Here is a 19,135-nt window from a genome sequence, read left to right on the forward strand (position 1 = left end):
TACAAAGACACCAAGAAAGAGCGGAACAGGGAACTGTGGAATCGCACCAAGCATATTAGGTGGAAGTTGATGGGGATTGAAGTAGACGAGACAACAGGCGAGATTATTTCGAAGTATCCGCCATTGAAAGACTTAACAGCCATATAAGGAGGAAACAAACAATGAGAGGTCACATTCGCAAAGACGGAAATAAGTACTGTTTCGTAATCGACATCGGACGAGATCCTGAAACGGGAAACCGTAGGCAAGAGTGGTTTTATGGATTTGATTGCAAGAAGGATGCCCAGAAAGAAATGATTTCGATCATTCACCAGATCAATCAAGGAACTTATTCCAACCCTCAAAGAACGACTCTCATCGATTACTTGCAAGTCTGGTTACGGGACTATGCAAAAGTAAACACAGCACCTCTTACCTATGAAGGATACGAGTACATCGTGACGAGCCACATTCTCCCTACTCCTTTAGCTGAGATTCCTCTAAATGATCTAAAGCCACTGGATATACAAGGCTACTACTCTCGAAAGCTGGAGAATGGAAAAAAAGATGGTTCAGGCGGATTATCTGCTAAGTCTGTGTATAGCCATCATCGCTTACTGCATGAAGCACTTGAGCATGCGGTGAGATGGCAAATGATCGATTCCAATCCGATGAAGTCAGTTATTCCACCTAGACCCAAACGAAAACATTTCGATGTACTCACCAGAGAACAAATCCACTTTTTACTCCAAGAAGCGAAAAAGAGCAAGTTTTACTATCCAATCTACTTCGCCATCCATACGGGAATGCGTAGAGGTGAGATACTCGGGCTCAAGTGGCAAGATGTCGACTTAACAAACCAAGTTGTCAGCGTACGCCGATCCGTTCAACGGGTGAACGGGCAAGGGATCATTTTTAAGGATACCACCAAGAATGATGGAAGTCGTAGAACGGTAGCCATATCTAGCTCCGTCATCGAAACCTTACGAACGATTGAAGCGAAACAGAGCCGCCATAAGCAATCTTACGGAATTCACTATCAAGATTATGGGTTGGTTTTCGCCAATGACAATGGATCTCCCTTCGATCCTGACGGGCTTTCTAGGGGGTTTCGACGGCTTGTAAAGAATCTAGAAATCCCCCATATTCGCTTTCATGACCTCCGTCACAGCCACGCTACACTCTTGATCCAGCAAGGAGAACATCCGAAAGTGATTTCAGAGCGTTTAGGACATTCCACTATCACGGTAACAATGGACACTTACTCCCATGTCATGCCACATATGCAGAAAGAAGCCGTACGAAAATGGGATGATTTTCTTTATGGTGGACAGGATGAACCGTATCGCACATCATGATACACCTATGGACACTTTGAAAAATGACAAGCCAAATGAACATAAATGACTTTTTAAAAAATCGCTGAAACCCTTGTGTACCAAGGAGTTCGGCGATTTATTTTTTCCCTAACAAAACCCTAACCAAATTTTCGGCTTTACACCGAAAAAAGACAAAAAAAGAGCCCCTACTAGATAGGAGTCCTTTTTCTAAAACCCTTGATATTACTACGTTTTTTTGGTGCCGAGGGTCGGGCTCGAACCGACACGGTAGTCACCTACCGCAGGATTTTAAGTCCTGTGCGTCTGCCTATTCCGCCACCCCGGCAAGGCAGTATGAAACTCATTTTTAAAAATGGAGCGGAAGACGGGACTCGAACCCGCGACCCTCGCCTTGGCAAGGCGATGCTCTACCACTGAGCCACTTCCGCAAATGGTGGCTCGGGACGGAATCGAACCGCCGACACGAGGATTTTCAGTCCTCTGCTCTACCGACTGAGCTACCGAGCCAAACTTTCTTTCAGTAGGTAAATATAACGTTCGCTACCGACAAGAAAGAGTATAACATGGTATTCTTGCTGAATGCAACATGTTTTTTATTATATTTCTACAGCTCACCTTTCCTTCGATTATGGCCATCAACAAAGTAAGCATTTGTATAATGCTCAATTCGTTCCATAATCCGCTTCGCCTTCATCACATCTTGTACATTTTTTTCACCTAAGCGAAGATGAGCCTCTAACTCCTCTAAGTCTAAGTTAGAAGTATAGATAGTAGGCAAGCCCTCCGCGGCTCGATAATGAAGCAAGGCCCCTAAAATTTCGTCACGTTTCCACACGGTTAAGTACTCTGCCCCGATATCATCTAAAATAAGGACTTGTACTTCTTTAAATGCTTGCAGTTTCTGTTGAAGAGAATGATCTTGAATTGCATCTTGAACTTCTCTTATCAGGTCTGGAACATAAACTAGATAGGAATGAATATTATGCTCCACTAATTTATTTGCAATCGCTCCTGCAATTCGACTTTTGCCTACTCCAAGTGGACCGTGTAAATATAAGCCCTTTGTCGGAATTCCTTCTGAAAAGGACATACAAAAATCCATCGTAGCAGCGATCACTTCACTTCGTTCATCAAACTCCATCGTTTCAAAACTTGAATGCAAAATCTCTTTCGGAATATGAAGAGATCGAATTAGCTTTTGCTTTTCTTTCATTGATTCAAAGGCAGCTAATTTTTGACACTTCTTCATCCGAAACTCAATATATCCACCATATTGATTTAGATATGGATAATGCCCAGAGATCATATTAGGGCACCTTTCTAGACCAGAACATCGACTGCAGTTTTCCCACTCCGACACCATCTGATTCATCTGAGGAAGCGAACGGAGATACTGCTCTGATGGAATATCAGGATGTCGCTCCACAAAACTGCGGACCGCTCGATGTTGCTTCAACAGGTTTACTTGCTTTTCCATCTGCTGTGGTGTAATTCCTGTCCGACGTAACATCGGCCCTACAACTTCTGAAATGGGGTTCACGGCATCTGCTCCTTTTCTCGTCCTCGATCCGCTAATTTTTCATTCATTAGACGAAGTTTGGCTTGTAATCGTATCTTATTTTTCTCTAGTTCTTCTTCACTTAGTGTAGTTGCAGCTTCATTATTTTTTTCCCGCTCCAACTGCTGTGCCACTGCTTTGGGTAGAATCGATTTAGAACGCTTTGATTTCGTCGATCGAGCTGTCGTTCCTACATTGTCCTGCGACTCCCACTGCTCACTCTTGGCTATTTCGATTGCTTGCTCCATTGTTTTTACTTGTGCCCGTACCCAATGTGCCGCAATCTTATCAATCAGACTCCAAGTTAATTTCCGATTGTATTTAATCATCACATAGTCAATCAATACATTTACAACTTGAGGCGACAAATCATACTTTTGTACTAACTTCTCCACAATCTTTAAATCACTATCTGAGACAGGCCCTCCCCCTTGATAACGATGTAACAACTCTACGGGAGATACGGTGGCCAGCAAATGAAAATGTCTCTCTTCGGGTGAAGCATTGGATGCGATCATTTCTTGGCTTTCTCGAACAAGTTGTGTCTGCTTGAAAGATATATCTTCCTGTGACTGTTTTTGATGGTATTGAACCTGTGGCAACCCACCAAAACGAAGTTGATACTCTCCACGGACATAATTCCGGAGACGCTCTAAATTGATTTCCCCTCGTTGCGTAATATACGGATCTTGCAAAACAGCTACCAAATCCCATGTTTCTAATTGATATAAGAAGCAAATCTCTTTTAATTGAGCGATACACTCTGGCGTCCATGTACTTGAGTGAATAATCGACTGCAAGCGTACTTTAATAGAGGTAAAATCATCATCGGACCACATCGGAATCTGACCCTGTTGTAAATCTTCTCGAATCGGATGCTCAGGGGCCGGAAATTCCTGATCAATCTCTCCCATCTGTTGTAGGTCATGAGGAGAAAAGCTACCATATACCTCTTTAAATGGCTTTGTCACATTACGCTTTACTTGTTTCCGCCAGTTATCAGATGGAACAGGTCCTAGTAATCTCTTTCGTAATTCTGGATATATCTCTTTTCCTACCGATTGATACAGAGCTAGATTGAAAACTTCGCTTTGAAAAAATTGGACCGGAGAAAGGGGAGAAATCATTTCATATTCATAGATTAAACCGTCCTGAAGGTTCCCCAGTTCATACGTATTTAGTAATCCTACACCTTCTAGCCGATGACGAGCCTCTAAAAAAGAGTCATAGGGTGTTCCTATCATCTTCATTAGCATGGCATGTGTATGAACTTCCGTCATCCCTGCACGTTCAGTAGGCAATTGATAGGACAGAGTTAAATAGAGACTATAGGCTGTTGCCCCGATCAATGGTTGATACAGTTGAGTTAGCACAATCAAGTCAGTGGGTGCCAACGGACGATGAGAACGACAATACCATCCTAATTCTTTCCAAAGAAACGCCATCTTCTGGTCTTCCTCCACACTTTCCATACTGATTTGTCCATTTTAACATAGGTTCCAATTTTAGAGAAAAGCTCATTTTTATCCAATTAACCCTCATCTTCTTCTGGAGCCTTTTCGGTATGCTCTTGACGAGAACGTTGTAATAAGTCCAATTCTGTGACAAAAACGTGAATATCTTTAAACTGGCGATAGACAGAAGCAAAACGGACGTAAGCCACCTCATCAATGGCCATCAAGCGATCCATTACATACTCCCCAATCTCATTACTGAGAACTTCTGAAGTATTTTGATCACGTAACAGCTTTTCAATCTCGTGGACTAGCTTCTCTAAGCTTTCAACCGAAACGGGGCGCTTTTCACAAGCTCGAATCAAACCACGTAGTAGTTTTTCGTGATTAAACTCTTCTCTACTTCCATCTTTTTTCACCACAATTAACGGTTTTTCCTCTATCATCTCAAAGGTTGTAAATCGCTGTTCGCACTCTTCACATTCTCTGCGCCTACGAATCGCCCTTCCTTCATGAGCAGGTCGTGAATCTAACACACGAGATCCATAATGATTACACTCTGGACATCTCATCCATACGTCCTCCTTCACCATCCAAACAACTTTTCGCTCTAGTGATTTCAAATCTATTTTATTTCATCACACTTGGTATAAACAATGAAAAATCGGAAGTGCCTAAAAACCCGAGCCTACTAGAGCTCGGGTTTTACCCTGTCTGACTACATTATATACTAAGCCGATTGCACTTTTACCTGATCATTCACTTGACTAGTAGAAGAATTCACTAGTTTCACCAAATCGACAATACGACAAGAATAGCCCCATTCATTATCATACCATGCTAGTACTTTTACTTGGCGAGCCCCTATCACCATTGTAGATAATCCATCTACTATAGAAGAGTTTTCGTTACCAATAAAATCTGATGATACCAGTGGCAACTCCGTATAAGCTAAAATCCCTTTCATCGTACCTTCAGCGGCTTGCTTCAAAGCGTGATTTACTTGATCTTTGGTTACATCTATTTTTAGATCCACAACCAAATCGACGATGGATACATTAGGGGTTGGAACACGTAAAGAAAAACCGTTTAACTTTCCTTGTAACTCTGGAATAACGAGTCCTAATGCCTTCGCGGCTCCCGTTTTAGTTGGGATGATCGATTGGCCACATGCGCGAGCCCGACGCAAATCTTTATGTGGATTATCTAAATTTAACTGATCATTTGTATAGCTGTGGATCGTGGTCATAAGACCATGCTCAATCCCAAACGTGTCATGCAATACTTTCGCGACAGGGGCTAAACAGTTTGTCGTGCATGAAGCATTTGAAATCACATGATGGTTTTCAGGTTGATAGATATCTTCATTTACCCCTAGCACAATGGTAGCGTCTTCATTTTTCGCCGGAGCCGTAATCACTACCTTTTTAGCACCAGCTTGTAAATGTAGCCCCGCTCCTTCTCGGTCGACAAACTTCCCTGTTGCTTCTACGACCACATCGATTTGATAATCTGCCCAAGGTAACTCAGCTGGATTTCGGTTAGCAGTTAACCGAACAAATTGTTTATTTACATAAATACCGCCATCTGTAGGGATTACTTCCTCGTCAAAAAAACCATGAATTGTGTCATACTTAATCAAATGTGCTAATGTTTCGGCTGGATAACTAGCATTAATTGCTACTATTTCTATTGTTGGGTCAACTATTGCTTTTCTAAAAAACATTCTACCAATACGGCCAAATCCATTTATCGCGACACGAATGCTCATTATGGATGAATCCCCTTCCGGCTATATAATACACACAATTCCCCTTTAATATTATAATCAGTATAACACATTTTGCAATAAAAAAAGACAAAAAAACCGGTTCTATTTCTATACAGAAAAGAGACCCGATCACCTATAAGCGACCAAGTCTCTTCATCAAGAATCCTTATTCCTCTAATCTTCTACTAGGGATCCATATACTGATTTATACTTTCCATAGTAACCCATTACTTTTTGAACATATTTCCTTGTCTCTGAGTACTCTATGCGATTGGCATTTTGCACTGTGCCATCCCATTTCTTATCCTTCAACCAGCTCTTTACCTTATTCGGCCCTGCATTATAGGCTGCTACAGCCACCGCTTCATTTCCATTAAACTCTTTAATCAAGTAAGCCAGATACCATGTACCTAGCTGGATATTAACCTTAGGGTCACCGATTTGATCACGCACTGCAGGGGAAAAGGGTGCATTTTTTATCACAGTATCGACAGTACCCGGCGTAATTTGCATTAAACCTTGTGCATTAGCGTGTGAAACCCTCGACGGATCAAACTTCGTTTCGACACGTATCACTGCCATCACGAGAAAGGGGCTTATCTTGTACTGTTTGGCGCTATTCAGGATATCTTCTTCGTATTTTAGTGGGTACATCCAGCGGTTAGAGACAGGAATCGCGATAAACATAATGAGCACGATGAGGATAATCCCAGTCAAGATCATTCTTTTAGGAGGCATCGCTCGAAGCGCTGGATCTATCCATTTTTTAAAGCTAGATAATTCCATAGCTGATCTACCTGTCTTTCTGTATGAAGTACGGGTTGACTGTTATCAATCACAAAATCGGCCATCTTCTTTTTCTCTTCAATCGAAAGTTGTGCGCCAAGCCTAGCTTTTGCTTCCCTTTCACTTAGCTGATCTCGCTCCATTAAACGCATAATTTGCAGTGATTCTGGTATATACACAACAATAACCTTTTCCACTAACTGCGTCAAACCGCTCTCAAATAAGAGAGGAACATCCCAAATAATAACCGCTTCCACATTCTCTCTCTGAAATTCAGCTGTCTGTCTTTTCATCTCCGTTCGAATAAGGGGATGTAAAATAGTATTTAATCGCTGGCGAGCGTTAGGATTATGAAAGATGATATCCGCTAACGCTTTCCGATTTAATCGTCCCTGTGAATCGAGCACTCCTTCGCCAAATGCTGCTACCACCTGCTGCAATCCTTCTGTCTCGGGTTCCACGACTAGCCTAGCAATCTGGTCGGCATCGATAATTTTCGCTCCACGTTCTTGGAACATCTTCGAAACCGTGCTTTTACCAGTCGCAATTCCTCCTGTTAAACCAATAATCAAAACAAACACTCCTCTACCAAATCCGAACCAATCCTAGAATAATTAAGAGTATGCTTGGAAGATACAAAACTACATTACGAAATCGATTGTATTGAAAATGGAATCCAATCCACATTCCCAAGCGTAAAAACACTCCACACATCAGGGTAATTAAGCCAAGGACGGCAAACGGAGAATAACCCAATAAAGCAACTCCCAAACCCGCCCCAAGCGAATCGAGTGAAAGCGCAATTCCAAGTAAGATGGCTTCTGTCGCATTAATACTGCCTGAATGATCTATATCAGCAGTGGTCGGCTTCTTGAGAATTTGAATCACCAGACCCCACTTAGGTAGTTCCCAAATCCAGATCTTTGGATCAATAGCTTGCGTAACCGGATCCGCCTCTTCTTGTCCATTATCCTGCTCATTTCGAGTTAGATAATGAAAAAACGTCCAGCATCCCAATAATATAAGGATGGAGGCTCCGATCCATTTTTCCATTTGAGGCGAGAGCCATACACTCATTTGGTCCCCGACTAACATCGTCAGAAAAATACTAAGTCCTGAACATCCTGCAATAATGAGAATCGAGCTAATAGGGATGCGAATTCGTCGTAATCCATATGTAACACCAGCACTAAAGCTATCTAAACTGACCGCAAAAGCTACTCCAATCATCGTCCATATATGCCACATAGTAAAAATCCTCCATATCACTAGGGTGCTATCCTAGCATATGAAGGAGCCCAGGCGTGGGTGCCAATCCGTCACTTTTGGCACTGAGGGCAGATATGTGTCCCTCGTCCGCCTACCACCAAACGTTCAATCGGACTGCCACAGGTATAGCATGGTTCATTCTTCCGTCCGTATACTTGAATCTGTAATTGAAACATTCCCATCTCACCTTGTCCATTTACATAAGAACGAACCGAAGACCCGCCTGCCTCCACTGCCTTGGAAAGTGTTTCAGATATGCTATGGTAGAGCAAATGAATTTCCTCATGTGTTAACTCATTCGCACTACGTTCGGGATGGATTTTTGCGCTATGTAACGCTTCATCCACGTAGATATTCCCTAAGCCAACTAATACCTCTTGATTCAGTAGAAGAGGTTTGATCTTCGTTTTTCTCCTCCGAATCACTGATTCAAACCAATCAAGTCGATATTGATCTGGATCTAACGGCTCTGGGCCTAACTTTTTTAACGGCAGATGACCTTCCTCTTCGCCTTTCGGAAACAAATGCATCGTACCAAATTGTCGTACATCCTTATAACGAAGTTCGGTACCATCTGTAAAGTGGAAAATAACATGGGTATGCTTCTCTAAATCAACACCTTGATCCGCAACTCGATATTTTCCTTCCATCCTCAGATGGGATACAATCACCCATGGATCACAAAAGATCTTTAAAAACTTGCCTCTTCGCCCAATCCCTGTAATCGTAGAGCCTTGTAGCTCTCTACTAAAAATATCAATATCATCTGGGCGCTGAATGATCCGCGGAAGGTGAACCGATACGTCTTGGATCGTTTTTCCCACTACTAATTGTTCTAGCGTTTTGCGGACGGTTTCCACCTCTGGTAATTCTGGCATCTTCTGTCTCTCCCCTAGTTGTGATTCGAACTATTTAGCTTCATACCAACTTTGGCCGATGTTTAGATCAACCTCCAATGGAACCGATAGCTCGATCGCTTGTTCCATCGTCTCGCGCACCAAATCTCCCATGCTTCCTAGCTCCTCCGTCGGAACCTCGAAAATCAGCTCATCATGAACTTGAAGCAGCATTCTACTCTTCATTTTCTTTTCGACCATTAAGCGATCGATGTCAACCATCGCCTTTTTAATGATATCCGCTGCCGTTCCTTGAATAGGTGTATTCATTGCAGTTCGTTCTGCAAAGCTACGACGCGCGAAATCAGTTGCATATAACTCTGGAAGATAACGGCGACGTTGAAGCAAAGTTGTAACATAGCCATCTTGTTTCGCTTGAGCTACAATCTTATCCATATATGTTTTAACGCCTGGATACGTCTCAAAATAGCGCTCAATAAATTGTTTAGCCTCTTTCTGAGGAATATTTAGGTTCTGGGACAAGCCAAACGGACTAATGCCATAAACGATACCAAAGTTAACCGCCTTAGCTTGGCGACGCATGAGAGAGGTAACCTCCCCTTCCTCCACTTGGAAAACATCCATCGCTGTCTGGGTGTGAATATCCTTAGAGTCGCGAAATGCCTTTTGTAAGCTAGGATCTCCTGAGATATGCGCTAACACACGGAGCTCTACTTGCGAATAGTCCGCAGCTAAGATCATCCAATTCTCTTCGGACGGCACGAAAATCTGACGGATTTTCCTGCCCTCTTCCAGCCGAATCGGGATATTTTGCAGATTAGGTTCCACGCTGGATAGCCTTCCTGTAGCGGCAATCGTTTGGTTAAAGTGAGTATGAATTTTTCCATCTGCGCTGATTTCTTTTTTCAGACCCTCTACATAAGTACTCAAAAGCTTTCCTACTTGTCTGTAATGAAGAATTTTGTCCACAATCTCATGCTGTGGGGCTAATTTTTCTAATACATCTGCACTAGTTGAGTAACCAGTCTTCGTCTTTTTCAATACCGGTAGGCCTAATTTATCAAATAAAATCTCACCCAATTGCTTAGGTGAATTAATATTAAAATCGGTACCTGCCGTATCATAAATCTCCACTGTGAGACGTTCAAGGGTCTCTCGGAGAACAGAACCTAACTGTTCTAATCGCTCCCCATCTACTTTTACCCCTCTTTTTTCCATTTTCCCTAGTACACGGGATAGCGGCATTTCCAAATGATAGAGTAGATTCGCTAAATCCGTTCTCTCAATCTCTGGTTTTAATTGTGATTGCAGATCGTAGAGTACATATGCTTTTTGGGCAATATGTTGCGCAAGGGTTTCCTCTGTAGGAAGTTTTCGTTTCGCACCTTTCCCATACACTTCTTCATCAGAGGCTAAGCCAAATTTACTATGCTGCGCAGCTACATCACTTAAGTTCAAACTAGCCTCAGAAGGATTTAGCAGATAGGCGGCCAATAAAATATCGATTTCGATCCCCTCTAACGAAATTCCCAGCTTTGAGAGAGCAATCTCTGATCTTTTCCCATCAAATACAATCTTCTGAGAGTTGCTTGATCCAAGCCAATCACGCAGTTTTTTCCACTTCGTAACGACATTAGCTGGGATATACAGATTAGTAGTCCCATCGGATAAAGATAAACCAATTAACTCCGAACGATGTGGATTCTCTTCACTCGACTCGATATGGAGTGCCAAGGAATCTGATTGTAATAAATCATTCCAATCTCCTGTAGAATCCTCTGATACGATTTGATACTCTATCAATGTTTGATCAGGTCCAGACGCTTGTCCTAACGATTCGCCAAACCCTTTTTGAATACGATCTACCAATGTCTTAAATTCTAGCTTTTTAAATGTCTCGACTACCTCTTCAGTATGAATCGATGTATGCTCTAAATCATCGATGTTAAAGTCCAAAGGCACCTCACAACAAATAGTGGCAAGTCGTTTACTCAGTAAAGCTTGCTCCTGAAATTCGGTCACTTTTTCTTGTAGCTTTTTGCCAGGTAGATCATTAACATGGGCAATAATCTCTTCTACTGAGCCATGTTGGTGTAATAGCTTCAAGCCTGTTTTTTCTCCTACTCCAGGGATACCCGGAATATTGTCAGATGGATCTCCCATTAATCCCTTAAGATCAATAATTTGGGAAGGAGTTAATCCGTAACGCTCTTGAATGCTTTCTGGAGTATATCGATCTGCTTCTGTTACACCTTTACGAGTCATTAACACACTAACCCGATCTGTTACTAATTGGAACAAGTCTTTATCCCCGCTCACGATGAGAGTTTCCATCTCCTCGGCATCCGCCATTTTGGACAGCGTCCCAATAATATCATCTGCTTCATATCCTGGGATGCCATAATATCGGATTTGACACGCATCCAATACCTCTTTAATCAGCGGGAATTGTCCCGTTAGTTCACCAGGGGTTTTATCCCGCTTTCCTTTATATTCTTGATAAAACTCATGGCGGAATGTGTCTTTTCCTTCATCAAATGCAACAAGCATATGGGTTGGCTTTTCTTCTTCTAGTACTTTTAAAAGCATCATGGCAAATCCATAGGCGGCATTGGTATAAAGTCCGGATGAATTTGTTAACAACGGCAAAGCATAAAAGGCACGAAAGGCAATGCTATTTCCATCAATGAGAACTATTTTTTTCTTAGACAATGGGTTCACATCCGTATCTAGATTCTATTATCGAAAAAACATATTGATTATGTGTATCACGCAGACTCCCCGGGGCTGATACATTGCCCCTCTTCCATTTCCAGTTACTAGTTGACTACGAACGTGTTTTTTTTAGCTTTTCTTCAAAATTGTTCTTGTTAAGCCTAGTTATGAGACTCTATCATTGTATCACGCGAACCACATTTTCTTCCAGTTAGATGGTAGTATAAAAGCCGTACTGTGAATTAGCACGGCTAGTAGAATAGCATTTTTAACGAATACAATCGGGAGTTGAGACACATTCGAGTAATCATTCCAACTGTGTTGACAAAACCTTCCTAGCTTTCTGCATATACTCTCGCAGGCTTATTTCCTAGGAAATAGAAGCACCTATTCCTTAGAGAACCGAATCGTAAAGGTAGTCCCCTCCCCCACTTTACTCGTTACATCGATCTCCCCTTCATACTCCTCAACCAAATGCTTCACAATAGCAAGCCCCAGTCCCGTTCCACCCGATTCACGTGATCGCGCTTTGTCTACACGATAAAAGCGCTCAAAAATCCGTCCTAAATCCTCTTCTGGAATCCCCATGCCTGTATCGGATACTACCAGAATCCAATTTCTCTCCTCTTGATCCACTTGCACCCGTATTTCACCGCCAGCAGGCGTATAAGTGATGGCGTTACTCACTAAATTTAAGACAATTTGTTTTAACCGATCTGGGTCCATCCTAATTTGGAAGTCTTCTTTTATTTCTACTTGTAAGGTTTGTTCTTTACTACGAGCTTGTTCACCTAATGTTTTCGTAACGTTTCGTAAGAAACTAGCAATGGAAAGCTGTTCAAAGTTCATTGTCATCTGCTTGGATTCAATTGTTGATAAATCCAATAAGTTTCCTACTAAACGTTGTAAGCGAATACTCTCTTCCAAAATAATCTTTAGGAATTCTCGACAAGTATCTGGATCTTGCATGGCTCCATCTAACAGGGTTTCTGAAAAACCTCTTATGGAAGTAATCGGCGTACGCAATTCATGGGAAACGTTGGCTACAAAATCCTTTCTCATTTGCTCCAGACGTCTGATAGCCGTCAAGTCATGGAAAACAGCCACGACTCCAATCCCGTTTGACTCAACCCACATCGGAGCCAAGTTTGCCTCTAAAATACGCTCAACTGGGTGATGGAGATGAATCTCTTCCCGAATTCGAGTCCCCGTCTGAGCACATCGTGAAATTAATGAACTGAGGTCAAAAGTAGTCTCGATTTCGTCATATGGTACCCCTACAATTTCACTTGGTTTCGCACCAAATTGTTGTTCAAATGATTTATTCGCAATACTTACACGACCTCTAGCATTCACCATTAATAAACCACTTTCCATCGATTCAATTACACTCGTTAACCTGCGCTCACTCTTCCGTATCGTCTCCATTTGAAACTGCAAAGAATGAGCCATCCGATTAATTGCCCGCCCCAAGCGCCCAATTTCATCTTTTCCATCTTCTTTTACCCTTCGATGGAATCGTTTCTGGGCTATATCAACGGCTACCTGTGTCATCTCTTCTAACGGTCGTGTCACACTACTGGCAACCCGGGAACTCGCAAAAGCGGCCAATGCGTAAGCGATGACAAGTCCGCCTGCAAGGGATAGCCATACTTGTGAAAGAGATTGGTTCACCTCATCTAAGGGGGACGAAATCCGAACGACTCCGATCTTTTTTCCGTCTTGAACCACCGGTACCGCAGCGATTAATTCATCCGACTTAGGGATTGTGATCACCTCTAAGCCATTCGATTGAGATCGAATCTGCTCCCACTCTTCACTTAACTCAGAGCTCGATTTACTGTTCATCGAGTCACCAAGTACTTTTCCTTGTACATTATATAAAGTCACATGTGCCTCTAATGTATCCCCAAATGCCTTGATTTCTTGCTGTAGGGAGGCTAAATCACTCTCACCGCCACTCCATTCGATCATTTCAGCAATCATCTTACTTTCTTTCGTGAGCCGACTGCTAAGTGAGTCAATATAAGATGAATGTAATAATAGTGCTAAGAAAAATCCCGTTCCTAGTACTGAGCATCCAATCAAAAACAGAAAAAGTGAGGTAATTCTAGCTCGAAACGTCTTCATAATGGGCTATAACTTCTTTCCCTCAAATTTGTACCCGATCCCACGAACCGTCTTAATATAGTAAGGGTTACGGGAATCGACTTCGATCTTATCGCGTAGATGACTCACATGCACATCAACAATTCGTGAATCCCCTACATAATCATAATTCCAAACCGCATTAAGCAGCTGATCACGAGATAGCACCTTTCCGCGATGGTTCGCCATATAAGCTAGCAATTCAAACTCCTTCGGGGTCAACTCTAATTCCTTTCCAGCTCGAGTCACCTCATAACCATCTGGATTTATCAGGAGTTCACCTATTTTAATCAATGAAGTTTCCGTCTCCTCTTGTTGGCTCTCCTTTAATGCTTCCATTCGACGAAGAATAGCTTTCACCCTCGCAGTTAGTTCCCGTGGGCTAAACGGCTTGGTCATATAATCATCAGCACCTAGCTCTAACCCAAGCACTTTATCAAACTCATCCGCTTTTGCCGTAAGCATGAGAATCGGCACATGAATTTTCTCTTGGCGTAGCCGTCGACATACTTCCAATCCATCAATCTGCGGAAGCATGAGGTCCAATAATAATAAATCAGGAAGCTGATTCTTCAATTTCTCAATCGCCATCAAACCATCCGAAGCACTGTCCACAAGAAAGCCCTCTTTTTCTAAATTAAATTGCACTAATTTCACAATCGAAGACTCATCATCCACCACTAGAATTCGTTTTGACATGACCGTCACCCCACGTATCTCGATGTTACTTCTATCATCTCTGATTTCACTTCCTATTTCCAATGATTCAATCCGTTTTTTACAAATCCTTTACAAGAAGTCCGGTTTAGAAAAATAACAACAGCAAGAAGATCTCTCTACCCTCCTTGCCGTTGTTTGCTTATGGATATCCATCCATTTTCTGCTCTTTATCGTGTGATGTTAAATGGATGTATTTTTTTAATTATGAACTACCTCTCCATCAACTCGTCTGCTTTTTCCTGTGGAATATAGCAAATATCAATCGACTTGCCTGTTAACAATGCCGTAGACCACCTCACTAAGTCATGCTTGCGATAAAGAGGGTTATAAATCAGTTTCTTATACTGGAACGACTTATACGGAACCATTTCTGTAACGCGATTCATCCCTCTCCTCCGATGAATGAGCGCTTTCTGTAATAGTATATAACCTCCATCTCGATATCGAATCCATGAATAACATAATGCTCCCATACTGAGTAAAGTGCCTAGGATAGCAAACCATTGCCAACTTGGCAACCAAAAGTAACAAATTCCTCCTACAACTGCAAAGCTACTAAGAACCTTAATCCAGCTCGTCTTCTTATAGGGAATGGAAGAAAAACGTTCCAGGTTCATTTCTGCTGGGTATGAAAACTCAGGAAGGAACTCTTCTAAAAATTCCTCTACCTTCTCTTTGCGAACAAATGGAAATATGACTGCCTTTTCCTTATTTTCATCATCTTTAGCCGCACACTCAACCATAATACTGACCCAACCCAGCCATTGTCTGAGAGGGGTTTCAATGATTCGTACTGCTTGAATTTTACTTATTTGAATGGAAGTCTGGTAGGTTTCTATAAAACCGCGCTCTATCAAAATACTAGACAACAATCGTGTTACTTGGAATCGATGAAATTTCAAGTATGTATAGATTGCTGATGTTGCCCAAGTAAGCAAGATCACAATCATTGCACCCACGATCACCACAGCCTGACTTAACCAGTCAATTCCGGAAAAGGTAGATTCAATTCGTTCAACAAAGCCATTTAATGCTGAAAACTTTTTCAAATTATCTAGTTCATCTCTTATATTCCATAAAAATACGATTACAGCTACCGTCATCGCTCCGCTAAAAGAACTGAGCGCAAGAAGCTTCAACTCAAATGGTTCGATTTTTTTTACTCGTTCCACTGAAGGAGAATAGATCGGCACTCTCCGCTGGTTATCCATTACACTTGTTTCTATAGAGGCTTTATCATCTAATAGTTTTCTTTTTAATTCTTTTGCCACTTCTTTTCTCAAACCGACTAATACAACCTCAGTCTCTTCTCCACTTGGTGTCTCAATCTTGCAAGTAGCTAGCCCAAATATTTTTTCTGTAACCGATTGAGTGATGTCGACTGTTTGAATTCTAGAATGTGAGATGATCGCTCTTGTTTTCGTAAATACCCCTGTATAGTATTTAAACTCAGTATCTGAAAGTTCATATAACGTAAAATTCCATCTTAGACACTCAGCTACTAAAGTAAATAGGGCGAGTGCTAGTAACAACCCTACCCCCCATATACTTCTATAGGCAAAGACAAACAAACCAATTAACGGGACAATGAGCTCAAAATCGAGTGGCAAAGAACGAAAAAGAATACTTTTTTTACTCAGTTTCTGCATCGAATTCATCCTCATCCACTTTAATCCACTGACGAACTTGTTCACATAGTTGTTCTGCTTCTCCAAGCATAATGTAACCTATTTCAAATGTCCCACTTCCAGCTGTATGTACACGAAGCTCCGCCAAACCATATCTCCTCATAAGCGGACCTGTTTTAATATCCACATGTTGGATTCTAGTCATAGGAACATAAACTAATTTTTGAAAAAAAACACCCTTTTGAATCACAACATCACGTTCATTCACATCATAAAGAAAGTATTTCCATTGGAGACGGTTATACCAAAAAAACTCTGCAAGCCAGCCGATTACTGATATACCTATGATCGCTCCTGAGATCCATATCGGCCATTCCCAATATGGAAATACGAAGATCCCTGCAATCCCCAACATCACTCCAATCACATTTCCAAACACAGCTGTAATCTGCCTAACTTGTAACGACTCCTTGGGAAGAGTTCTCGTCGGTCTAATCACATATCCACCACTTTCTACTTCAAAATTCATTAGAATGTTAACATCTTTCAAAAGAATACCCGTGCGATTTGCATGGTAAACACAGAAAACACACCCTCCAATACATAAAGGGTGTGTCTTTACATTTCATAACTAAGCGTTTAATACTTGCATGACTTTGCGAACGGAATCAGCTGACTTATCGAGCTCTTTCTTCTCTTCGTCTGTTAATTCTAGTTCAATAACTCGCTCAATTCCGCTACCACCTAGGACAGTTGGAACACCCAGATATAGATCGTTATAACCATATTCGCCCTCTAGATAAGCGATGGAAGGCAGGATACGCTTCTTATCTTTTAAAATCGCTTCTGCCATTTGAGTGAGGGCGGCTGCAGGTGCATAGTAAGCGCTACCGTTACCAAGTAGGTTTACGATCTCCCCGCCACCTTTTCGAGTACGTTCTACAATCGCATCCAGGCGGTCTTGTGGAATCAGTTTTTCGAGTGGAATTCCACCTGCATAGGAATAGCGCACGAGTGGCACCATGTCATCGCCATGACCACCTAAAACGAAGCCCGTTACATCTTCTACTGATACATTTAATTCTGCAGCTACGAAGCTACGGAAACGTGCTGTATCTAACACACCCGATTGGCCGATTACTCGTTCTTTCGGGAAGCCAGATGTACGGAATACTTCGTAGCTCATCGCATCCACTGGATTCGTCAGTACAAGAATGATGCAGTTTGGAGAAAATTTTACGATTTGTTCTGTAACCGAGCGCATCACTTTGGCATTGGTATTTACAAGATCGTCGCGGCTCATACCAGGCTTACGAGCAATCCCTGCAGTAATAATCACCAGATCAGAATCTTTGGTATCCTCGTAGCTACTTGTTCCTGTGATCTTTGCATCGAACCCTTGAACTGGGCTTGCCTCAAGCATATCAAGTGCTTTTCCCTTTGTTGGGTTTTCTGCTTGTGGGATGTCAACTAGTACTACATCACCCAATTCTTTTTGTGCCACCATGAGAGCGGTTGTAGCACCTGTAAAGCCGCCACCAATCACAGAAATTTTCTTACGACGAATCATGATGATTTCTCCTCTCGATTTATCTATTTTTTATGCCATGTTTTTAATAACATGATCAGCAAACTCAGAACATTTTACCTCGGTTGCACCATCCATCATACGTGCAAAGTCATAGGTAACCGTTCTATTCAAGATGGACACTTCGATTCCTTTATACACCAGATCTGCAGCTTCTTGCCACCCAATGTATTCAAGCATGAGAACACCAGATAAGATGACCGATCCTGGATTCACCTTATCAAGACCTGCATACTTCGGAGCTGTACCATGAGTTGCCTCAAAAATAGCATGTCCTGTTTCATAGTTGATGTTAGCGCCCGGTGCGATTCCAATCCCACCCACCTGTGCAGCCAACGCATCTGAAACATAGTCACCGTTTAGGTTTAGAGTGGCGATCACATCATACTCTTTCGGACGAGTTAGAATTTGTTGCAAGAAGGCATCCGCAATCACATCTTTTACGATAATCTTGCCTGCTTCTGCTGCCTGCGCTTGTGCTTCGTTTGCCGCCTCTGAGCCTAACTCTTCTTTGATGCGATCATACTGTGCCCAAGTAAACACTTTATCGCCAAACTCTCGCTCTGCCACTTCATAGCCGTAAGACTTAAATAAGCCTTCTGTAAACTTCATAATATTTCCTTTATGTACGAGCGTCACAGACTTACGATTATGCTGAATCGCATATTCAATAGCAGATTTCACAAGGCGAGCAGTACCCTCTTTGGATACAGGTTTAATTCCGATACCAGAGGTTTCTGGAAAACGAACTTTCTTCACTCCTAGTTCGTCTTGCAAGAAAGCAATAACCTTTTTCGCTTGATCTGATTCAGCTTCCCATTCAATGCCAGCATAGATGTCTTCTGAGTTTTCACGGAAGATCACCATATCCACATTTTCAGGGTGCTTCACAGGAGAAGGAACTCCCTCGAAATAACGAACTGGACGGAGGCAGACATAGAGGTCCAATTCTTGACGTAGGGCCACGTTTAATGATCGGATTCCGCCACCTACGGGAGTGGTTAAAGGCCCTTTGATCCCGACTAGATATTCTCTAACGCTATCGAGTGTCTCTTCTGGAAGCCATGTACCTACTGCACTATGTGCCTTCTCTCCAGCAAGCACTTCCATCCACGCGATACGCTTGTCACCTTTGTACGCTTTTTCAACAGCCGCATCTAATACTCGTTTCGCTGCTGCCCAAATATCAGGACCAATTCCGTCCCCTTCAATAAACGGGATCACAGGTACATTGGGAACCTGTAGTTTTCCGTTTTGAATCGTAATCTTTTCCCCAGCAACTGGTGGGACATATTGTGTCATGATGCTACACCCCTTCATTT

Annotated in this window: 16 protein-coding genes and 3 tRNA genes; 1 reads left to right on the forward strand and 18 read right to left on the reverse strand. The window is 42.2% G+C overall.

Annotated features, from left to right (window positions below):
• The first annotated feature begins 161 nt into the window (after positions 1-161).
• Positions 162-1,337, forward strand: a complete 1,176-nt coding sequence (locus tag BLU58_RS11850) for a site-specific integrase (RefSeq protein WP_093292428.1) — start codon at positions 162-164, stop codon at positions 1,335-1,337.
• Between the two features lie 218 nt (positions 1,338-1,555).
• On the opposite strand, the gene BLU58_RS11855 is transcribed toward BLU58_RS11850, so the two are convergent.
• The 18 genes from BLU58_RS11855 to icd all read right to left on the reverse strand — a co-directional run bounded on the left by BLU58_RS11855 (position 1,556) and on the right by icd (position 19,115).
• Positions 1,556-1,644: transfer RNA gene (locus BLU58_RS11855), tRNA-Leu, on the reverse strand.
• A gap of 28 nt (positions 1,645-1,672) precedes the next feature.
• Positions 1,673-1,747, reverse strand: a tRNA-Gly gene (locus BLU58_RS11860).
• A gap of 3 nt (positions 1,748-1,750) precedes the next feature.
• Positions 1,751-1,826, reverse strand: a tRNA-Phe gene (locus BLU58_RS11865).
• Between the two features lie 97 nt (positions 1,827-1,923).
• On the reverse strand, positions 1,924-2,859 hold the full coding sequence (gene dnaI / locus BLU58_RS11870; protein ID WP_093292429.1) for a primosomal protein DnaI: 936 nt from the start codon (positions 2,857-2,859) through the stop codon (positions 1,924-1,926).
• Positions 2,856-4,322 (reverse strand): DnaD domain protein, encoded by a 1,467-nt coding sequence (locus BLU58_RS11875; RefSeq protein WP_176786645.1) that lies wholly within the window; start codon positions 4,320-4,322, stop codon positions 2,856-2,858. Before BLU58_RS11875 ends, dnaI begins: the two co-directional genes overlap by 4 nt.
• An 86-nt stretch (positions 4,323-4,408) precedes the next feature.
• The gene (gene nrdR, locus BLU58_RS11880) at positions 4,409-4,903 is read right to left on the reverse strand and encodes a transcriptional regulator NrdR (protein ID WP_093292431.1); all 495 of its coding nucleotides are present in this window, start codon (positions 4,901-4,903) and stop codon (positions 4,409-4,411) included.
• 158 nt (positions 4,904-5,061) lie between these two features.
• Positions 5,062-6,102 (reverse strand): glyceraldehyde-3-phosphate dehydrogenase, encoded by a 1,041-nt coding sequence (locus BLU58_RS11885; protein ID WP_093292432.1) that lies wholly within the window; start codon positions 6,100-6,102, stop codon positions 5,062-5,064.
• 174 nt (positions 6,103-6,276) lie between these two features.
• Positions 6,277-6,888, reverse strand: coding sequence for a lytic transglycosylase domain-containing protein (locus tag BLU58_RS11890; RefSeq protein WP_093292433.1), 612 nt, complete (start codon positions 6,886-6,888; stop codon positions 6,277-6,279).
• The gene (coaE, locus tag BLU58_RS11895; RefSeq protein WP_369813761.1) at positions 6,858-7,469 is read right to left on the reverse strand and encodes a dephospho-CoA kinase; all 612 of its coding nucleotides are present in this window, start codon (positions 7,467-7,469) and stop codon (positions 6,858-6,860) included. Before coaE ends, BLU58_RS11890 begins: the two co-directional genes overlap by 31 nt.
• 4 nt (positions 7,470-7,473) lie before the next feature.
• Positions 7,474-8,136 carry a sporulation membrane protein YtaF gene (ytaF, locus tag BLU58_RS11900; protein WP_093292435.1) on the reverse strand — a complete coding sequence of 221 codons (663 nt, stop codon included), beginning with the start codon at positions 8,134-8,136 and terminating at the stop codon, positions 7,474-7,476.
• 71 nt (positions 8,137-8,207) lie between these two features.
• Entirely contained in the window at positions 8,208-9,035 is an 828-nt protein-coding gene (mutM, locus tag BLU58_RS11905) for a DNA-formamidopyrimidine glycosylase (RefSeq protein ID WP_093292436.1), read from the reverse strand.
• A 30-nt stretch (positions 9,036-9,065) separates the two neighbouring features.
• Positions 9,066-11,726, reverse strand: a complete 2,661-nt coding sequence (polA, locus tag BLU58_RS11910; RefSeq protein ID WP_093292437.1) for a DNA polymerase I — start codon at positions 11,724-11,726, stop codon at positions 9,066-9,068.
• Positions 11,727-12,116: 390 nt separating this feature from the next.
• On the reverse strand, positions 12,117-13,859 hold the full coding sequence (gene pnpS / locus BLU58_RS11915) for a two-component system histidine kinase PnpS (protein WP_093292438.1): 1,743 nt from the start codon (positions 13,857-13,859) through the stop codon (positions 12,117-12,119).
• A 6-nt stretch (positions 13,860-13,865) separates the two neighbouring features.
• Positions 13,866-14,576, reverse strand: coding sequence for a response regulator transcription factor (locus BLU58_RS11920; RefSeq protein WP_093292439.1), 711 nt, complete (start codon positions 14,574-14,576; stop codon positions 13,866-13,868).
• Positions 14,577-14,806: 230 nt separating this feature from the next.
• Positions 14,807-16,246 (reverse strand): PH domain-containing protein, encoded by a 1,440-nt coding sequence (locus BLU58_RS11925; RefSeq protein WP_176786646.1) that lies wholly within the window; start codon positions 16,244-16,246, stop codon positions 14,807-14,809.
• Positions 16,230-16,754 (reverse strand): PH domain-containing protein, encoded by a 525-nt coding sequence (locus BLU58_RS11930; protein ID WP_093292441.1) that lies wholly within the window; start codon positions 16,752-16,754, stop codon positions 16,230-16,232. Before BLU58_RS11930 ends, BLU58_RS11925 begins: the two co-directional genes overlap by 17 nt.
• A gap of 102 nt (positions 16,755-16,856) precedes the next feature.
• A complete protein-coding gene (mdh, locus tag BLU58_RS11935) occupies positions 16,857-17,798 on the reverse strand; it encodes a malate dehydrogenase (protein WP_093292442.1) in 942 nt (313 codons plus the stop codon).
• A gap of 27 nt (positions 17,799-17,825) precedes the next feature.
• Positions 17,826-19,115 (reverse strand): NADP-dependent isocitrate dehydrogenase, encoded by a 1,290-nt coding sequence (icd, locus tag BLU58_RS11940; protein ID WP_093292443.1) that lies wholly within the window; start codon positions 19,113-19,115, stop codon positions 17,826-17,828.
• Positions 19,116-19,135 lie beyond the last annotated feature (20 nt).

The organism is Thermoactinomyces sp. DSM 45892 (genome assembly GCF_900107305.1).
GTDB lineage: Bacteria > Bacillota > Bacilli > Thermoactinomycetales > Thermoactinomycetaceae > Baia.